Annotated in this window: 16 protein-coding genes; all 16 read left to right on the top strand. The window is 62.9% G+C overall.

Annotation, left to right across the window (positions count from 1 at the left end; translation table 11 throughout):
* Positions 1-3: 3 nt before the first annotated feature.
* The 16 genes from C5F70_RS23820 to pgaD all read left to right on the top strand — a co-directional run bounded on the left by C5F70_RS23820 (position 4) and on the right by pgaD (position 18,400).
* The gene (locus C5F70_RS23820) at positions 4-1,518 is read left to right on the top strand and encodes a TolC family protein (protein WP_026139841.1); all 1,515 of its coding nucleotides are present in this window, start codon (positions 4-6) and stop codon (positions 1,516-1,518) included.
* Positions 1,502-2,089, top strand: a complete 588-nt coding sequence (gene cysC / locus C5F70_RS23815) for an adenylyl-sulfate kinase (RefSeq protein ID WP_046483759.1) — start codon at positions 1,502-1,504, stop codon at positions 2,087-2,089. Before C5F70_RS23820 ends, cysC begins: the two co-directional genes overlap by 17 nt.
* Before the next feature lie 65 nt (positions 2,090-2,154).
* Entirely contained in the window at positions 2,155-2,391 is a 237-nt protein-coding gene (locus C5F70_RS23810; RefSeq protein ID WP_017845529.1) for a DUF2789 domain-containing protein, read from the top strand.
* A 219-nt stretch (positions 2,392-2,610) separates the two neighbouring features.
* The gene (locus C5F70_RS30690) at positions 2,611-2,811 is read left to right on the top strand and encodes a hypothetical protein (RefSeq protein ID WP_158683887.1); all 201 of its coding nucleotides are present in this window, start codon (positions 2,611-2,613) and stop codon (positions 2,809-2,811) included.
* Entirely contained in the window at positions 2,808-3,224 is a 417-nt protein-coding gene (locus C5F70_RS23805) for a hypothetical protein (RefSeq protein ID WP_104904161.1), read from the top strand. The genes C5F70_RS30690 and C5F70_RS23805 overlap by 4 nt, the downstream gene beginning before the upstream one ends.
* Positions 3,225-4,371: 1,147 nt before the next feature.
* Complete coding sequence (locus C5F70_RS23800) at positions 4,372-4,803, top strand: MarR family winged helix-turn-helix transcriptional regulator (RefSeq protein ID WP_017845527.1); 432 nt, start codon at positions 4,372-4,374, stop codon at positions 4,801-4,803.
* Positions 4,800-6,878, top strand: a complete 2,079-nt coding sequence (locus tag C5F70_RS23795) for an FUSC family protein (protein WP_104904160.1) — start codon at positions 4,800-4,802, stop codon at positions 6,876-6,878. Before C5F70_RS23800 ends, C5F70_RS23795 begins: the two co-directional genes overlap by 4 nt.
* Entirely contained in the window at positions 6,875-7,084 is a 210-nt protein-coding gene (locus C5F70_RS23790; protein WP_017845525.1) for a DUF1656 domain-containing protein, read from the top strand. Before C5F70_RS23795 ends, C5F70_RS23790 begins: the two co-directional genes overlap by 4 nt.
* A complete protein-coding gene (locus tag C5F70_RS23785) occupies positions 7,081-7,971 on the top strand; it encodes an efflux RND transporter periplasmic adaptor subunit (protein WP_017845524.1) in 891 nt (296 codons plus the stop codon). The genes C5F70_RS23790 and C5F70_RS23785 overlap by 4 nt, the downstream gene beginning before the upstream one ends.
* Positions 7,968-9,410, top strand: a complete 1,443-nt coding sequence (locus C5F70_RS23780; protein WP_046385110.1) for an efflux transporter outer membrane subunit — start codon at positions 7,968-7,970, stop codon at positions 9,408-9,410. The genes C5F70_RS23785 and C5F70_RS23780 overlap by 4 nt, the downstream gene beginning before the upstream one ends.
* A gap of 96 nt (positions 9,411-9,506) precedes the next feature.
* Positions 9,507-10,139, top strand: coding sequence for a hypothetical protein (locus tag C5F70_RS23775; protein WP_026139839.1), 633 nt, complete (start codon positions 9,507-9,509; stop codon positions 10,137-10,139).
* A 149-nt stretch (positions 10,140-10,288) separates the two neighbouring features.
* Entirely contained in the window at positions 10,289-11,785 is a 1,497-nt protein-coding gene (locus tag C5F70_RS23770; protein ID WP_104904159.1) for a YdgA family protein, read from the top strand.
* A gap of 296 nt (positions 11,786-12,081) precedes the next feature.
* Positions 12,082-14,562, top strand: a complete 2,481-nt coding sequence (pgaA, locus tag C5F70_RS23765) for a poly-beta-1,6 N-acetyl-D-glucosamine export porin PgaA (protein WP_104904158.1) — start codon at positions 12,082-12,084, stop codon at positions 14,560-14,562.
* A gap of 12 nt (positions 14,563-14,574) precedes the next feature.
* Positions 14,575-16,572 carry a poly-beta-1,6-N-acetyl-D-glucosamine N-deacetylase PgaB gene (gene pgaB, locus C5F70_RS23760; protein WP_046489622.1) on the top strand — a complete coding sequence of 666 codons (1,998 nt, stop codon included), beginning with the start codon at positions 14,575-14,577 and terminating at the stop codon, positions 16,570-16,572.
* 2 nt (positions 16,573-16,574) lie between these two features.
* On the top strand, positions 16,575-17,915 hold the full coding sequence (gene pgaC, locus C5F70_RS23755) for a poly-beta-1,6-N-acetyl-D-glucosamine synthase (RefSeq protein ID WP_017845518.1): 1,341 nt from the start codon (positions 16,575-16,577) through the stop codon (positions 17,913-17,915).
* Positions 17,916-17,917: 2 nt separating this feature from the next.
* The gene (gene pgaD, locus C5F70_RS23750) at positions 17,918-18,400 is read left to right on the top strand and encodes a poly-beta-1,6-N-acetyl-D-glucosamine biosynthesis protein PgaD (RefSeq protein ID WP_104904157.1); all 483 of its coding nucleotides are present in this window, start codon (positions 17,918-17,920) and stop codon (positions 18,398-18,400) included.
* Positions 18,401-18,586 lie beyond the last annotated feature (186 nt).

Here is an 18,586-nt window from a genome sequence, read left to right as displayed (position 1 = left end):
AGGATGAATACAGTTCATAAGTTGTTCGGCGCCAGCGTGCTGGCGCTGGCGATCGGCGGTTGTGCGGTCACCAGCGAGCCGATTGAGCGCAGTGTCAGTGAGCAGCGAGCCCGCAGCGACCTGCACGGTATGTACAAGGATCAGGAGCCATTGAACGGCCCGTTGACACTGCACCAGGCCATGGCCCGGGCGGTTAAATACAACCTCGAAGGGCGCTTGAAGATCATGGAGGAGGCGCTGGCCAAGCGCCAACTCGACCTCGCTAGTTTCGACATGCTGCCGCGCATGGCGTTGTCCGCCGGTTACGCCGGGCGCAACAACACCAACGCCTCCAGCAGCCAGAGTGTTCTCACCGGCACCCAGTCCCTGGAACCGTCGACATCCCAGGACCGCGACCGTCGCGTGGCCGACCTGACCATGGTGTGGAACGTCCTCGACTTTGGCGTCAGCTACATCAGTGCCAAACAGCAAGGCGACCAACGCCTGATCGTCCAGGAGCGGCGCCGCAAGGTGATCAACACCATCGTCCAGGACGTGCGCTCGGCCTATTGGCGGGCGGTCGCGGCCGAACGCCTGCTGACCCAGATCGACAGCCTGATGGCGCGGGTCGACCAGGCCCAGAGCAACAGCCAAAGCATGAGCGAGCAGCGTATCGGCGACCCGATCCAGGCCCTGGGCTACCAGCGCTCGCTGATCGAAGCCACGCGCCAATTGCAGGAACAGCGCCGCGCGCTCTCCCTCGCCAAGACCGAACTGTCGACCCTGATCAACCTGCCCATGGGCACCGACCTCAAGCTGGCCACGCCGGACGACTACGCCGTGCCGCAGCTCAAGGTCAACTTCGCCAGCCTGGAACAGGAAGCCCTGGCCAACCGCCCTGAACTGCGCGAGCAGGACTACCAGACCCGCATCAGCGCCGCCGAAACCCGCAAGGCCATGCTGCGCCTGCTGCCGGGCCTGGAATTCTCGGCCGGTGGGCATTACGACAGCAACTCGTTCCTGGTGGACAACCGCTGGGCCGACTACGGCGCCAAGGTCACCTGGAACCTGTTCAACGTGCTCTCCGCCCCGGCGGCCATCGACGTCGCCAAGGCCGGCGAAGAAGTCGCCACCGCACGGCGCCAGGCCATGTCCATCGCGGTGCTGGCGCAACTCTACGTCGCCAACGCGAACTTCCAGGACGCCGTGCGCCAGTTCAAGACCAACGAACAGCTGGCCGACATCGACGGGCAGATCCTCACCCAACTGCGCAACCGTCACCAAGCCGCAGGCCTGGGCGAACTGGACCTGATCCAGGGCGAACTCAATACCCTGCAAGCCGACCTGCGCCGCGACCTGGCCTACGCCGACCTGCGCAACGCCTACGGCCAGATCTTCGCCAGCGCCGGGCTCGACCCGTTGCCGGAGCAGGTCGATTCCGACCGCGTGCAGTCCATCGCCACCGCGCTGGCCGGCCGCGAATCGGCATGGGCCGCCGGCAACATCGCCGCCCCGGTGCCCCGTGCCGCCGTCAAGTAACCTAGTGGCACCGACCGCGAGCATCACGCGTGCCCAGCGTGAGGCTCGCAACGGTCATCGCGGCGTGGCGATCCTGCTGACCGGCCTGCCGGCGTCGGGTAAGTCGACCCTGGCCCAAGGGCTGCAGGCGGCGTTGTTCGAACAAGGCCGACACAGCATCGTGCTCGACGGCGATGCCTTGCGCGGCGGCTTGAACAAAGACCTGGGGTTTGCCGACGGCGACCGCCTGGAAAACATCCGCCGCGCCGCCGAACTGGCGGCGTTGCTGGTGGACAACGGGCAAATCGTGATCCTGGCGCTGATCGCGCCGTTGGTCGAATTACGCGCGGTACTCGCCGAACGCCTGGGCGCGGATTATCGGGAAGTGTGGTGCAACGCCGCACTGGACATCTGCGAACGCCGCGACCCCAAAGGCCACTACGCCCGCGCCCGACGCGGCGAACTGCCGGGGTTCACCGGCATCGGCTCACCCTACGAACCACCGCCGCAAGCCGCCCTGGTCCTGGAGACCGGCCAGCTATCCGTGCAGCAATGCGTCGCACAACTGCAGGTATGGTTGCAAACCCTGTAGCGCAAGCTCGCGCCTGCCGTGGGTGAGGGCTAGACTCGGATAAACCCATCTATCCGGAGCTCATCATGCAATCGCCTGAACACAGCTTGCCCTCCCTGTTCAAACAACTCGGCCTGGCCGACGACCCCGCTGGCATCGAGCAATTCGTCACCGCGCACTCACCGCTCAAGGCGGACCTGGAACTGGCCGATGCGTTTTTCTGGACGGATAGCCAGAAAGCGTTTTTGCGTGAGGAAATTCTGGAGGATGCGGATTGGGCTGAAGTGGTGGATGAGTTGAACCTGATGTTGCGGCGTAATTGAGAGGTGTAAAAAAATCTTTGATGAAATGCCGTAATGTAAAAAAATTGGTGTGCGGTAAAAAAACTGGGCTGTAAGCGGCCCAGTTAATTTTTTCTGGAAAGCTTCGCACCATGGCAATCGACCTGCGCGCTGGGGCGGGTGATACACGAGGTTGGGAATGATGGTGGGCAGAGTGAGGAACCCTTATCAACGGGGCTGACTCCTTCTTCTGGACACAACATGAAACGACTGATCCCCCGCGCTGAAATTGAACAATATGACCTCACAAAAATCGATAGTCCCTATTTTGCCGACAGCAAAGTAAGGGAGTTTTTCCGTGCGCCTTATGCGTTGCAGGGACTGAGTGAACTTCTTGGTGAATGCAATATTTCCCCTGTTTGTTGTTCTGGGGAAAAAAGATCAAAGGACGCAGGAAAATGAAGCGTAAGCATGTTTTTTGGTTTTGGGGAGCCATGGATGCCCTTTATCTGATTCGCTATGCAGTGGCCAGCGCAATACAGGCAAGGATTCCTTTTTTAAGCGATTTTGAAAGTGCGTTATGGGTGCTGCGTGATCATAGCGTTGTGCAGTTATACATGTTCGGCTTTGCCATGCTGCTGCAAGTTTCCATCGTGATTTCGTGCCTGCTGTTCTTTCTTGGACGTGAACAGGTGAGATGGGTTACTTACCTTCAAACACCCTTGCGATTGGCTTTTATTGTGCCTTCTGTTTCGCTGTTGCTAGTGGGTGCTCAGCTTGTTCCTAACTACAACGTGGTGTTAATGGCTGCGTTAGTTGTTGTATCCGAGGCAGTGAAAGTCTGGAGCGTCTGGCGGTGGAGCAAAAGGTGCTGATATTTTCCGGCAGAGCCACTTAGGAGACTGAGCGGTCAATAAGCCGGTTGCACAGCAATCCTGAAGCCGACACCGATCCAAATGTGGGAGGGGGCTTGCCCCCGATAGCGGCAGATCAGTCAACCGTGTATTGCCTTCACTCCGCTATCGGGGGCAAGCCCCCTCCCACATGGGTCATGCGGCGTTGCGGCTATTGTTGAAGATCCAACCCTCACACTGAAAGTCGCTTTACTTACCCACGCCACGCCTGAATGGCAGGCCGCACAGATATCCTGAAGCGACACCGATCCAAATGTGGGAGGGGGCTTGCCCCCGATAGCGGCAGATCAGTCAACCATGTATTGCCTGAACCTCCGCTATCGGGGGCAAGCCCCCTCCCACAGGGTTCATGCGGCGTTGCGGCTATTGTTGAAGATCCAACCCTCACACTGAAAGTTGCTTTACTTACCCACGCGCCGCCCGAATGGCAGGCCGCACAGCAATCCTGAAGCCGACACCGATCCAAATGTGGGAGGGGGCTTGCCCCCGATAGCGGCAGATCAGTCAATCGTGTATTGCCTTCACTCCGCTATCGGGGGCAAGCCCCCTCCCACATGGGTCATGCGGCGTTGCGGCTATTGTTGAAGATCCAACCCTCACACTGAAAGTCGCTTTACTTACCCACGCCACGCCTGAATGGCAGGCCGCACAGCTATCCTGAGGCGACACCGATCCAAATGTTGGAAGGGGCAAGCCCCCTCCCACATGGGTCATGCGGCGTTGCGGCTATTGTTGAAGATCCAACCCTCACACTGAAAGTCGCTTTACTTACCCACGCCACGCCTGAATGGCAGGCCGCACAGCAATCCTGAAGCCGACGCCGATCCAAATGTGGGAGGGGGCTTGCCCCCGATAGCGGCAGATCAGTCAACCGTGTATTGCCTTCACTCCGCTATCGGGGGCAAGCCCCCTCCCACATGGATCATGCGGCGCTGCGGCTATCGCTGAAAATCCAACCCTCACGCCAAACCCGCTTTACTTACCCACGCCACGCATCCGCTAAATTTGTTTCAAAACTTGACGCATCTAGCGCCATCCACCATATTGATAGTTAGCAAACTAACTGTATGTGAACGATCCAGTGCCCAAGACCCTCGAACAACTCCAGATGAACCTCAGCAGCAGCATGGTGGTGGGCGCCCGTAATTGGCGCAAAATCTGCCAGAACACGCTGGTGAGCTACGGTATTTCCGAAGCCTGCGCCGTGCCGTTGCTGATGATCGGCCGCCTGGGCGACGGGGTGCATCAAGTCAAAGTGGCCCAGGCTTCGGGGATGGAAAGCCCGTCGCTGGTGCGCCTGCTCGACCAACTGTGCAGCGGCGGCTATGTGTGCCGCAGCGAAGACACCCACGACCGCCGCGCCAAGGCCTTGAGCCTCACCGCGCGGGGCCGTGAGCTGGTACAGGCGGTGGAGGCGCAATTGGTGCGCCTGCGCCGCGACGTGCTGGCCGATATTGCGCCTGCGGACATGGAGGTTGCGCTGCGCGTGTTGCGCGCCTTTGAAGTCGCGCATCAATACCCTGTGGTTGCAGCATCTTGAGAGGATTTTTTACCGGCATGCCGCCGGCCAGGGACTGGTTCTACGGGGTACGCACGTTCGCGGCGTCGATGATCGCGTTGTACATCGCCATGCTCATGCAAATGCCGCGTCCGTACTGGGCGATGGCCACGGTGTACATCGTCTCCAGCCCGTTTGTCGGGCCGACCAGTTCCAAGGCGCTGTACCGTGCAATCGGCACCTTCATGGGCGCGGCGGCGGCGGTGGTGTTCGTGCCGATGTTTGTGCAATCGCCCTACCTGCTGGTGGTGGTGATTGCATTGTGGACGGGCACCCTGCTGTTTCTCTCCATGCACCTGCGCACCGCGAACAACTACGCCTTGATGCTGGCCGGCTACACCTTGCCGCTGATCGCCTTGCCGGTGGTGGATAACCCGCTGACGGTGTGGGACGTGGCTGAAGCGCGCACCGAGGAAATCTTTCTTGGCATCGCGGTGGCGGCGGTGGTCGGCGCAATGTTCTGGCCGCGGCGCCTGATGCCGGTGTTCGATGGCTCGGTGGCCAAGTGGTTCAGCGACGCCCAGGTCTACAGCCAGCGCTTTATGAGCCGCAACGTGGCGCGCGACGAAGTCAGCGCCTTGCGCGGCGGCATGGTCGCCACCTTCAACACGTTGGAATTGATGATCGGCCAGTTGCCCCACGAAGGCGCCCGGCCGCAGACGGTACGCAACACCAAGGAACTGCGCGGGCGGATGATCCACCTGCTGCCGGTGGTGGATGCGCTCGACGATGCGCTATACGCCATCGAACACCGTGCGCCGGAGTTTCTCGAAACGCTCGCGCCGCTGTTGGAGGCCACGGATCAGTGGCTGCAAAGCACCACCGAGTCGGCCCCGTTGGAACGCTGGCGCACCCTGCGTGAGCAACTCGACGCGCTGCAACCGGCAGGCGAAGCGCTGGACGACCGCCACACGCTGCTGTTCTCCAACGCGCTGTATCGCCTGGGTGAGTGGATCGACCTGTGGCAAGACTGCCGCAGCCTGCAGGCCGCGATCCAATGCGAGAGCCAGGACACCTGGCGCGCTGTTTACCGCCACTGGCGCCTGGGCCGCCTGACGCCTTTTCTCGACCGTGGCCTGATGTTCTACTCGGCGTTTTCCACCGTCACCGCGATCATCGTCGCCTCGGTGCTGTGGATTCTGCTGGGCTGGACCGACGGCGGCAGCGCCGTGATCCTGGCAGCCGTCGCCTGTAGCTTCTTTGCGTCGATGGACGACCCGGCGCCGCAGATCTACCGGTTCTTTTTCTGGACCGCCATGTCGGTGCTGTTCGCCAGCCTGTATCTGTTCCTGGTGCTGCCCAACCTGCACGATTTCCCCATGCTGGTGCTGGCGTTCGCGGTGCCGTTTATCTGCATCGGCACACTCACGGTCCAACCGCGTTTCTACCTGGGCATGCTGCTGACGTTGGTGAACACCTCGTCGTTCATCAGCATCCAGGGCGCCTATGACGCCGACTTCCTCAACTTCGCCAACGTCAACCTGGCCGGGCCCGTGGGCCTGCTGTTTGCCTTTGTGTGGACGCTGATCGCGCGGCCCTTCGGTGCCGAGTTGGCCGCCAAGCGCCTGACCCGGTTCACCTGGCACGACATCGTCGGCCTGACCGAACCGGCGAACCTGGCCGAACAACGGTACCTGGCCGCGCAAATGCTCGACCGCTTGATGCAGCACCTGCCGCGCCTGGCCATCATCGGCCATGACACCGGCGTCGCCCTGCGCGATTTGCGCGTGGCGCTGAACCTGCTCGACCTGCTGGCCTACTCGCCACGGATCTACGGCGTACCGCGGGTGTTGCTCGGCCAAGTGGTAGAAGGCGTCGGCGCTTACTACAAGGCCTGCCTCAAGGCGGGCCGACGCTTGCCCTCGCCGAGCGGCCTGCTGATGACCCTCGACCGCACGCGCCGCGCCCTCAACGGCCAAGGCCTGCAAGACGAAGACGACACCCGCCTGCATCTGTTGCATGCCCTGGTGGGTCTGCGCCTGGCGCTGTTGCCCGGCGTGGAATTGATTGGCGGCACCGAGACCGAGGCGCCGCTGCCTGATGGAGCGCCTTTATGATCGGTGATCTGGATGTCAGCGGGGTGTTCCTGCCCACGCTGCTGGTGCTGATGGGCATTGCGTACCTGTTGTTTCTGCTGGTGCATGGGTTGTTGACCCGTCTGCACTTTTATCGCCTGGTCTGGCACCGGGCATTGTTCAACGTGGGGCTCTACGCGCTGTTGCTGGGCGCGGTGGACTCACTCAGTCGATACCTGATGACATGAAAAAACCTTTTTTGACCATCGGCCGTGTCGTCCTGACGTTGTTGATCGTGAGCTTCGCGGTCGTCGTCGTATGGCGCATGGTCATGTACTACATGTTTGCGCCCTGGACCCGTGACGGCCACATCCGTGCCGATATCGTGCAGATCGCCCCGGACGTGTCCGGGCTGATCCAGCGCGTCGACGTGCGCGACAACCAACTGGTGAGCAAAGGCCAGGTGCTGTTCGCCGTCGACCAGGACCGCTTCAAGCTGGCCCTGCGCCAGGCCCAGGCCGCCGTGGCCGACCGCCAGGAAACCCTGGCCCAGGCCCAGCGCGAGTACAAGCGTAACCGTGGCCTGGGCAACCTGGTGCCGAGCGAGCAACTGGAAGAAAGCCAGTCCCGCGTCGCCCGTGCCCAGTCGGCCCTGGCCGAAGCGCAAGTGACGGTGGACTCGGCGCAACTCAACCTCGACCGTTCGGTGATCCGCAGCCCGGTGGACGGCTACGTCAACGACCGTGCGCCGCGCACGCAGGAGTTCGTCACCGCCGGGCGCCCGGTGCTGTCGGTGGTGGACAGCAACTCCTTCCATATCGACGGCTACTTCGAAGAGACCAAGCTCGACGGCATCCACGTCGGCATGGGCGTCGATATCCGTGTGATTGGCGACGGCGCCCGCCTGCACGGCCATGTGCAGAGCATCGTCGCCGGTATCGAGGACCGTGACCGCAGCAGCGGCGCCAACCTGCTGCCCAACGTCAACCCGGCGTTCAGCTGGGTGCGCCTGGCCCAGCGGATTCCGGTGCGTATCGCGTTTGACGAGGTGCCGGCGGACTTTCGCATGATCGCCGGGCGCACCGCGACGGTGTCGATCATCGGCGACAAGCCCAAGGACGGAGCCCAGCCATGAAGCAGATTTTGGCAACCGCGGCGCTGGGTGTGCTGTTGTCAGCCTGCCAGGTGGTCGGCCCGGATTATCGACTGCCGGACAAGGCCGCCATGAACCGTGGCGACCTGCAAGGGCAACTGGCGGGCGAGGGCGCCAACGTGGTCTCGGCGCCGGTGCCGGCGGACTGGTGGAAGCTGTACAACGACCCGCGCCTGGATGAACTGGTGCGCCAGGCCATGGCTTCCAACACCGACCTGCGCGTCGCCGCCGCCAACTTGCAGCGGGCGCGCTATCAGGTGCAGGAGGCTGAATCCGTCGGCGGCTGGAGTGCCGGCGCCAAGGCCGAAGCCCAGCGCCTGCAAGAGTCCGGCGAAGCGTTTTTACTCTCGGAAAAAGTCCCGGTGGGCAACATCGGCAGCGTGGGGATCACCACCTCGTATCAATTCGATCTGTTCGGCACCTTGCAGCGCGGCATCGAAAGTGCCCAGGCCAGCGCCGACGCAACCCAGGCTGCGGCCGATATTGCGCGGATCACCCTGGTCGCCGATGTGGTGCGTTCGTACACGCAAGTCTGCGCGGCCAACGAAGAGCTGGCGATCGCCAACGAATCCCTCGACCTGCAAGCCCAGAGCACGACGTTGACCCAGCGCCTGCGCGACGCCGGGCGCGGCGATGAAACCCAGGTCACCCGCTCGCAGACCCAGTACAAATCCTTGCGCGCCGACATGCCGCGCTACGAAGCTGCGCGCCAGGCCGGGCTGTTCCGCCTGTCGATGCTGCTGGCCAAGCCGGTGGCGCAACTGCCGGCGGGCACCGGTACGTGCGCCGAACTCCCGCACATCGCCCAACTGCTGCCGGTGGGCGATGGCGCGACGCTGCTCAAGCGTCGCCCCGATGTGCGCCAGGCGGAACGCCAACTGGCCGCGGCCACGGCGCGCATCGGCGTGGCCACGGGCGCGCTGTACCCGGACATCAGTATCGGCGCCTCGGTCAGCACGGTCGGGTTGCTCGAAAATCTCGGCACACCGGCCACCAACCGCTGGGGCTTTGGCCCGATGATCAGTTGGACCGTGCCGACCAACGGCGCCCGCGCGCGCATCCACGAAGCCGAAGCGGCGACCCAGGGCGCCCTCGCGCACTTCGACGGGGTGGTGCTCAACGCCATCCGCGAAACCCAGACCGGCCTGGCGCAGTACACCGCGCAGTTACAGCGCCGCGATGCGCTGGCCGAAGCCGACGCATCGGCCAAGGAAGCCGCAGACCAGACCCACCGCTTCTTCCAGGCCGGCCGCGCATCGTTCCTCGCCGACCTGCAAGCCACGCGCACCTACACCGATGTGCGCGCGCAACTGGCGGCGGCCAACACCCAGGTTGCCATGAGCCAGATCGATCTGTTCCTGGCCCTGGGCGGCGGCTGGGAAAGCGGACGAACGCAAGCCTCACAGCCCGGCAAACCCTGAGCAGCTAGCTATGCTTTGACAAGCGGGCCGCCATGCTTTTTGACCGGCAGGGGGCCCGCCTGACACAGCTCGCGTTTGCTCATGGGGATTCCAATAATGAAAAACCCTTATGCTCCCGCTTTCTGGTGCGTGTGCTTCGCACTGGTGTTGTTATCGGCGGCCTACTTCTACGGCGTCATGCTCGCTCACCGAATCGACACGGCCATGGTGTTTCTCGACAGCGCCTGCCTGGTGATCGGTACCTTGTCCATCGGCGTCGTCGCCTGGGCGTCCTACCAAAACCAAAAGGTGAAGAAAAAACTCCTCGAACAAGGCAAGACCCGCGTCGCGATCTGGGACACCAAGGTCGCCCTGCGCCGGGTCGAAACCGTGTTCGACCGCTATTTCTGGGGCAGCTATTGGCAGCCCGGGCGCACCTTCCAGGAAGTCATGGGCGACCTGACCGGCACGCCCCTGGAAAAAAGCCTCGAGACCCTGAAAAAACAATGCGTGCTGCTGGATCGGCAGGTCGCCGACGGTAGGCATTGGCTGAATAATGCGCGGGAATTGTCCGATGTGGCCACGCAGATGGCCCGCGAACGCTACCAACTGGACTTCTGCGACCCCAAGGTCGATACCCCCGGTAATGCCGTGATACACCGTGAATTCGAGGTGTTGGTGTACACCTGGACCGCCCGGTTGAAGAGTTTCGACCACCAGTTGGACGAGATCGAAACGGAATATTCCTGAACTTGCGTGGAACTGATCCCTCTGAAAGTCTGGGCCGTTCGCGGCCGCCAGTGCTAATCTTCCCCCCGTTTTTCGGCGGGCTTGAGCCAACCTCACTCGAGGTTCAAGGAAGACAGCCCACTTCTCACAGGATTTGATCAGGTCACCTCATGAATAAGCCAGCAGTCGTTCTTTTGGGTTTTGTTGTCGCCGTTGGCGTCGTCAGTGCAGGCGGCGCCTGGTACACCGGTAAGCAACTGGAACCGGTGCTGCAAACCGCGATCCAGAACGCCAACAAGGAACTGAAGACCTCCATGGCCGGCGTCGACGGCACGATGGCCCTTGAGCTGGTGTCCCTGGAGCGTGGCGTGTTCAGCAGCACCGCCCATTACCGCCTGAAAGCACAAGGTGCGGTCTTCGGCGAAGACAACCCGAACCCTGAATTGCTGTTCGTCGACCATATCGAACACGGCCCGCTGCCGTTGTCGCGCCTGGTCACGCTGAAATGGCTGCCGGTCATGGCCACCAGTCACTATGCGCTGGAAAAGAACGCCACCACCGAGAAGTGGTTTGCCGCCGCCCAAGACGTGTCGCCGCTCAAGGGCGTGGCCAACATCGGCTACAGCCTCTCGGTCAACGGCAACGTCGAATTGCTGCCCCTGGCGTTCAAGGACGACAAGTCGTCGGTGAGCTTCTCCGGTGCCAACCTGAACTTCGACAGCAGCGCCGAAGGCAAGAAGGTCAAGGCCGACGGTTACATGAACAGCCTCAAGGTCGCCGTCGTCGACGCCAATGGCTCGCCGTTCGAAGCCGAACTGGCCGGGCTGACAGTAGCCAGCAACCTGGAAAAATCCACGTTCGGTTTCTACACCGGGCAGAACACCGTGGAACTGACCGACACCAAGCTCACCATGGGCCCGCAGAGGGCCGTGCTGACCCTCAAGGGCTTCGAGCAGAAAGACACCAGCGACACCAAGGACAACAACCTGGCCGGGCGCGTCGATTACAAGATCGACGAGATCGGTTACCAGGGCAAACCCGTGGGTTCGGCCGCCATGGCCCTGAGCATGAAGAACGTCGACGTGCCGTCGATGCTGGTGCTGACCAAGCTCTATCAGGACAAGATGGCACCCGTGCAGGCCGCCGCTGCCGCCGGTGAACCGGTACCCGAGCTGCAACTGAGCGACGCCGAGCAGGCCCTGGCCGATACCAACGTCAACCAACTGCTGGCCGCCAAGCCGCAAGTGGCGGTGGAAAACCTGTCGCTGAAAACCACCGGTGGCGAAAGCAAATTCAGCCTGGTCGTGGACCTGGCCAAGCCAAGCAGCATGGAACTGCCGCCGCTGGAGCTGGGCAAGCAGATCATCGCGTTGCTCGATGCCAACCTGAGCCTGTCCAAGCCGATGATCGCCGACGTTGCCGCCCTGCAAGCGCAGCTCGGTGGTGTGACCGACCCTGAAGCCATCGAACAGCAATCCCAGATGGCCAGCGAGATGATCAGCGGCATGGCCGTCGGTACGCAACTGGCGACCCTGGTTGGCAGCGACGTGGTGTCCAAGCTGCACTACGCCAACAACGAAGTGACGTTCAACGGCCAGAAGATGACGGTTGAACAATTCCTCTCCTTCGTCATGTCCAAAGTCGGTGCGATGGGCGGCGCGCAGTAATAATTGCTGCACCGTTAAAAAAAATCTGCGGGGGCGGAGTTGCGGGTGATACGGGTCAAATAGTCGCCATGGCGATTGGCTGATACCCCGTTATCTCCGGCAAGTCCGCCCCCGTATTCATTTTTTAGTGTGTCGGGCAATTCTGAACAATTGTTCTGAATTGGACTTTTTCCTATTTTCTTGAGGGATAGTTCCCACAGGAAAGCTAGGCCGGGTCCCGAGACGCCGGCACCCTGCAGCAAATTGCTCAGGACCACCTATCGTTACAGCTTTCCGTGTGTAAGGAAGCTCGCGATATGTTGCCAAACCCTCCACTCAGTGCATCAGGCCGGTTGCGACTGCTCATCGGGGTCGCCTTGTGCAGTCAGTTGCTGATGCCCACCTTCGCCGTGGCCGACCCGGCCTATGACGCCCTGATCATCCAGGCGCGCAACGGCAACTTCACCCCCGCGCTGACCCAACTGCGCCAGTTGCCTGCCGAACGGCAGACAGCGGGCCAGGTCAGCGACCATCTGGTGATCGCCGGGTGGGCCGGCCAGGACGCCGAAGTGCTGAAGGTGTATGAGGCCCAGGGCAAGAATCGCAACCTGAACACCCAGGCGCTCGCCACGGTGGCACGCACTTATCGCAACCAACAGCAGTGGGCCAAGGCCGAGGCGGTGTATCGCCAGGCATTGCTGCGTGAACCGAACAATACCGACCTGCAACTCGGCCTGGCGTTGACCCAGGCCGACGGCGGCCAAGCCAGCGAGGCGGTGCAGCGCACCCGCGCAATGGTCGCGGCCAAGCCCGACGACCCCAACCGGCGCATGGCCCTGGGCTACGCGCTGACCCGCGCCGGCTTGAATTACGACGCCCTGTTTGAGTTCGACCAAGCGTTTATCCGCGCCGGCGACAAGCCTGAAGTCGCCCGTGAATACATCGTCGCCCTGCAAAAGGCCCGCCTGCCGGAGCCGGCCTTGCGTCTGGCGACCCAGCGCCCGGGCCTGCTCGACCCCGTCACCCAGCGCCGCCTCGAAGGCGACCTGGCCGCCGAGCGGGTACGCATGGCCGAGTTCGCCGCGCGCACCGAGAAAGAACGCTACGTGATCGCCGACCGCGCCCTGCAGGACTACGACAAACTGCTCACCCGCTGGACCCCCGATGCCAGCGCCCATGACGACGTGGTGCGCTGGCGCATCGACCGCCTGGGCGCACTCAAGGCCCGGGCGCGCACCGCCGAGGTGATTCGCGAGTACGAAACCCTCACGGCCGAAGGCGTGCAATTGCCGACCTACGCAGTGCGCTGGGTGGCGGCGTCCTACCTCGACCAGCGCCAGCCGGAAAAGGCCGAGCCGCTGTATCGCCAGGCACTGAGCGCCACCGACGCCGAGCCCGATGACCGGGTCGAAGACAGCACGGCCTTGTTCTACGCCCTGCAGGAAAGCGACAAAGGTGTCGAAGCCCGCAAGGTCGCCACTACCCTCGCCGACAACCAGAAACCGCGGGTCGAACTCAAGGGTCTGCCCATCGGCAACCCCAACGATGCGTGGATGGATGCCCAGCAACTGTCGGCGCAGTCCGGCGTGTACGGGGGCGATCTGCCGGGCAGCGAAGCCGGCCTGGAAGCCCTGGTGGCACGGGCTCCGGGCAACGTCGGCCTGCGCCTGGCCCAGGCGGACATGTACCGCGCCCGCGACCTGCCACGGCGCGCCGAAGCGACCCTCAAGGAAACCGAAGCCCAGGTGCCGCGCGACATCAGCCTGGAAGTGTCCCAGGCGTACACCGCCATGGATCTGCAGGAGTGGCGCCAACTCGACGTGCTCGCCGATGACGTCATCGCCCGCAACCCCGACAGCCGCCAGGTGCAGCGTCTCCAGCGCCTGCGCAACGTCCACGACATGGCCGAAGTGCGCGTCGAGGCCTACACCGGCAAAAGCTATGGCGGCGGTAATAACGGCGACGTGGGCGCGGTCACCGGCAGCCGTGACTGGGGCATTGAAAGCGTGATCTACACGCCGCCCATCGATGAAGACTGGCGCCTGTTCGCCGGCGCCGGCTACGCCACCGCCGACTTTTCCGAAGGCACCGGCCAGCACCGTTGGCAGCGCGTGGGCGTGGAGCGGCGGACCCGCGACATGACCCTGGAAGCCGAGGTGTCCAACCATTCCTACGGCTTTGGCTCCAAACAAGGCGCGCGCGTGTCGATCGCCCGCGACATCAACGATAACTGGCAATACGGCGGCAGCCTCGATTACCTCTCGGCCACCACACCGTTGCGTGCGCTGAATGCCGACATCACGGCCAACGGCGGCAGCGGCTTCATCCGCTGGCGCGCCAATGAAAGCCGTGAGTGGAAGCTGTCCCTCAGCCCGTCGCACTTCAGCGACGGCAACGACCGCATCGAAACCTTGCTCACCGGCCGCGAGGGCATCTACAGCTCGCCGGGCGTGCAAGTGGACCTGGGCCTGGAAGTCAGCGCCAGCCACAACAGCAAGGCCGACACGGTGTACTTCAACCCGAAGTCGGACTTCGGCGCGTTGCCCACTGTCACCGTCAACCACGTGCTCTATCACCGCTACGAGACCCAGTGGAGTCAGCAGTTCCAAGTCGGAGCGGGTACGTATAGCCAGAAGGATTATTCCACCGGCGGTGTCGGCTTGATCGGTTACGGCCAACGCTTTCGCTGGAACGACGTTCTCGAAGCCGGCGCCAACCTGAGCCTGATCAGCCGACCCTATGACGGTGATCGCGAACGCGATCTGCGCCTGCTCGTCGACCTCACTTACCGTTTCTAGAAGAGCCTGACCATGACTGTCCTCAGCCGTTGCTTACTGGTCCTGGGTGTATTGCTGGCCAGTGCCTGCGCCCAGCAGCCCGCCCCTTTCACTCCACCCGCCGAGCGGCCGACCCCGGCCAACGAAGTGCCGTGGCCGAAAAACCATTTCCTGGGCATTGCCTATCACGACGTCGAGGATCGCGACCCCGACCAGGCGGTGGTGGCAGTGCGTACCGAACGTTTGATCGAGCAGTTGGCCTGGCTGCGGGAGAACGGTTACCAGGCGGTCAGTGTCGACCAGGTCCTCGCGGCCCGCCGTGGCGGTCCGGCGCTGCCGCCAAAAGCCGTGATGCTCAGCTTCGATGATGGCTATTCGAGCTTCTATACCCGCGTGATGCCGATACTGCGGGCCTATCACTGGCCGGCCCTGCTTGCGCCGGTTGGCACCTGGATCGACACGCCGATGAACCAACCGGTGGACTTTGCCGGCTCACCGCGCCCGCGGGGTGAGTTCCTGACCTGGGCGCAGATCCGCGAAGTGTCTCGCTCGGGTCTGGTGGAAATCGCCGCGCACACCGATGCCAGTCACAAAGGGATATTGGCCAACCCCCAGGGCAACCTGGAGCCGGCAGCGACCTCCCTGCGCTTCGATCCGGCCACCGGCCGCTATGAAACCCAGGCGCAGTTCGAGGCGCGGATGCGCGCGGATGTCGTGGCGATCTCCAACAAGATCCGCAGCGTCACCGGCAAGGCGCCTCGGGTGTGGGTATGGCCCTACGGCGCAGCCAAGGGCACCTCGCTGGCGATCGTCGGCGAGCAGGGCTATGAGATGGCCCTGACCCTGGAAGACGGCCTCGACAGCTCGTCCAACCTGATGAACAGCCCGCGCTTCCTGGTGGCGTCCGACCCGGACGGCGAACATTTCGCCAACAGCATCGTCGCGGTGCAAACCCAGGCACCGCTGCGGGTGCTGCATGTGGACCTGGACAACGTCTACGACCCGGACCCGGCCCAACAAGCGCGCAACCTCGACCAACTGGTGCAGCGCGTGGTGGACATGGGCGCGGGCACCGTGTTCCTGCAAGCCTTCGCCGACCCCAAGGGTGATGGCCTGGTGCATCAACTGTACTTCCCCAACCGCCACTTGCCGGTGCGTGCCGACCTGTTCAACCGTGTCGCCTGGCAGTTGCACACCCGTGCCCATGCCAGCGTGTATGCCTGGATGCCGGTGCTCAGTTTCGCCCTCGACCCCAAGCTGCCGCGCGTGACCCGCTGGGACCCGGAGACCGGCAAGGTCGGTCTCGACCCGGATCAATACCAGCGCCTGTCGCCGTTCGACCCGCAGGTGCGCAAGATCATTGGCGAGATCTATGAGGACCTGGCCCGCAACAATGCCATCGACGGCGTGCTGTACCACGACGATGCGCTGCTGTCCGACTTCGAAGACGCCAGCCCCGCCGCGCTCAAGGTCTATGCCGCCAACGGCCTGCCCGCCAGCATCGCGGCCCTGCGCGCCGACCCGGCGGTGATGCAGCGTTGGACGCGCTTCAAGAGTCGTTACCTGATCGACTTCACCCAGGAGCTGACCGCCAAGGTCCGCGCCATCGGTGGTCCGCAGGTGCAGACCGCGCGCAATATCTTCGCCGAGCCGATGCTCAACCCGCAGAGCGAAGCGTGGTTCGCGCAGAACCTCGACGACTTCCTCCAGACCTATGACTGGACCGCGCCGATGGCCATGCCGCTGATGGAAGGCGAGACGCTCAAGAATTCCAATGCCTGGCTGGAAAAACTGGTCGCCACGGTCAAGGCGCGCCCTGGCGCACTGGAACGCACCGTATTCGAACTGCAAGCCAAAGACTGGCGCACCAAGGCCGCGCCGGACCTGAGCGGTGCGCAATTGGCCGAATGGATGGGCGTACTCAAACGCCAGGGGGTCACGAGTTTTGGCTACTACCCCGACAACTTCCTGGAAAATTCCCCGGACTTGAAAACCGTGCGTCCGGCCCTTTCCAACCAATGGAACCCTTGACCATGTTCGATAGAATCCTGGCTTTATTCGTACTGGCGTTGGTATTGGGCGTGCCCCTGGGCTTGATCTTCCTGATCACCGGGCAATTCCTGATGGACTTCGTGTTCTTCTACCCGCTGTTCATGTCGGCGCTGTGGATCGCCGGCGGCCTGTACTTCTGGCTGCACTGGGAGCGCCACTGGCCGTGGGAGGAAGACACGCCGGCGCCGACCCTGGCCGGCAACCCGCTGATCTCGATCATCATCCCTTGCTACAACGAAGGCGATAACGCCGCCGAGACCATTCATGCGGCGCTGGGCCAGGTGTACCCGAACATTGAAGTGATCGCCGTCAACGATGGCTCCAAGGACAACACGGCAGCGGTGCTCGATGCCTTGGCCTTGGAGCATCCGCGCCTGCGGGTGCTGCACCTGGCGCAGAACCAGGGCAAGGCCGTGGCCTTGCGCATGGGCGCTGTGGCGGCGCGCAGCGAGTACCTGGTGTGCATCGACGGCGATGCGCTGCTCGACAAAAACGCGGCGGCCTACCTGGTGGCGCCGATGCTCGACAACCCGCGCCTGGGCGCCGTGACCGGCAACCCACGCATCCGCACGCGCTCGACCTTGATCGGCCGCGTGCAGGTCGGCGAGTTCTCCTCGATCATCGGCTTGATCAAGCGCACCCAGCGTGTGTTCGGGCGGATCTTCACGGTGTCCGGTGTGGTGGTGGCGTTCCGTAAAAAGGCGCTCGACCGCGTCGACTACTGGAGCACCGACATGATCACCGAAGACATCGATGTCAGTTGGAAGCTGCAACTCGATCACTGGAGCATCTTCTACGAGCCGCGCGGCCTGTGCTGGATTCTCATGCCCGAAACCGTCGGTGGCCTGTGGAAACAGCGCCTGCGCTGGGCCCAGGGTGGCGCCGAAGTGCTGTTCAAGAACATCCGTGGCATCTGGCAATGGCGGCATCGCTACCTGTGGCCGCTGCTGTTCGAATACTGCCTGTCCACCGGCTGGGCCTTCACCTTCCTGTTGTCGGTGATCTTCTGGGGGGTGGGCAAATTCATGGTCTTGCCCCAAGCGATTGCGGTGGACTCCCTGGTGCCGCCGGCCTTTACCGGGCTGGTGCTGGCGATGGTGTGCCTGGTGCAGTTTGCCGTGAGCATCCTGATCGACCGGCGCTACGAAAAAGACCTGTGGAAAACCCTGTTCTGGACCGTGTGGTACCCGATGGTGTTCTGGCTGATCAGCTTGTTCACCACGCTGGTCAGTTTTCCCAAGGTGTTGTTCAAACAGCATCAGAAGCGCGCACGCTGGGTCAGCCCGGATCGCGGTATCAAACCTGCCAATGAGGACGTGTGATCATGAAACTGGTCCGAACTCGTCAACACCCGGTGATGTGGGGCATCGATGTGCTCTTGACCCTGCTGGCCTGGGGCGGGCTGATTTGGCTGCTGATGCGCGGCATTACGTCGATGCTTGACAGCCATGGCGGCCCGCGCCTGGAAGCGCCGATTTTCGCGGCGCTCAACACCCTGCAGATCTACCTGTGGATCGCCCTGTTCAACGCTGTGATCCTGATCAGCTGGGCGCGTTACCAGCAACGCAAGGGACGCAAGTTCGCCCAGCGCCGCGCCGAGGTCAACAGGCTCAGCGACAAGCACCTCAGTGAAAGTTTTAAGCTGGAGGAGGGGGCCCTGGAGCAACTGCGCAGGCCGGGTGTGCTGGTCATCCACAACGATGAGCATGGCGGCGTCGAGGACGTGAAATCCCATGTCTCCCGCGACGTGGAACGCCCGCCGCTGACCCTGGTGCCCGGCCAGGAAAAAGGCAAGGACATCGGCTGAAGGCCAAACCACGCCGCTCTTTGTGGTCGCTGTGGAGCCCCGGCGAGGCTCTACAGCGCCTCCAGCGGTTCTGCGGCATCAGGCTTGCCGCTCGTCGCCAATCGGTTTGCCCTGCAATCTCGATAAATGAGCCCTGGTTCACAAAACTCCTGCGAACTTTTCCGTCTTTCCCGGTACTAACCTAAC

Source organism: Pseudomonas sp. LH1G9, from assembly GCF_002949975.1.
Lineage (GTDB): Bacteria > Pseudomonadota > Gammaproteobacteria > Pseudomonadales > Pseudomonadaceae > Aquipseudomonas > Aquipseudomonas veronii.
Note: the sequence above shows the minus strand (reverse complement) of the source record. Positions and strands in the feature narration are given on the sequence as shown.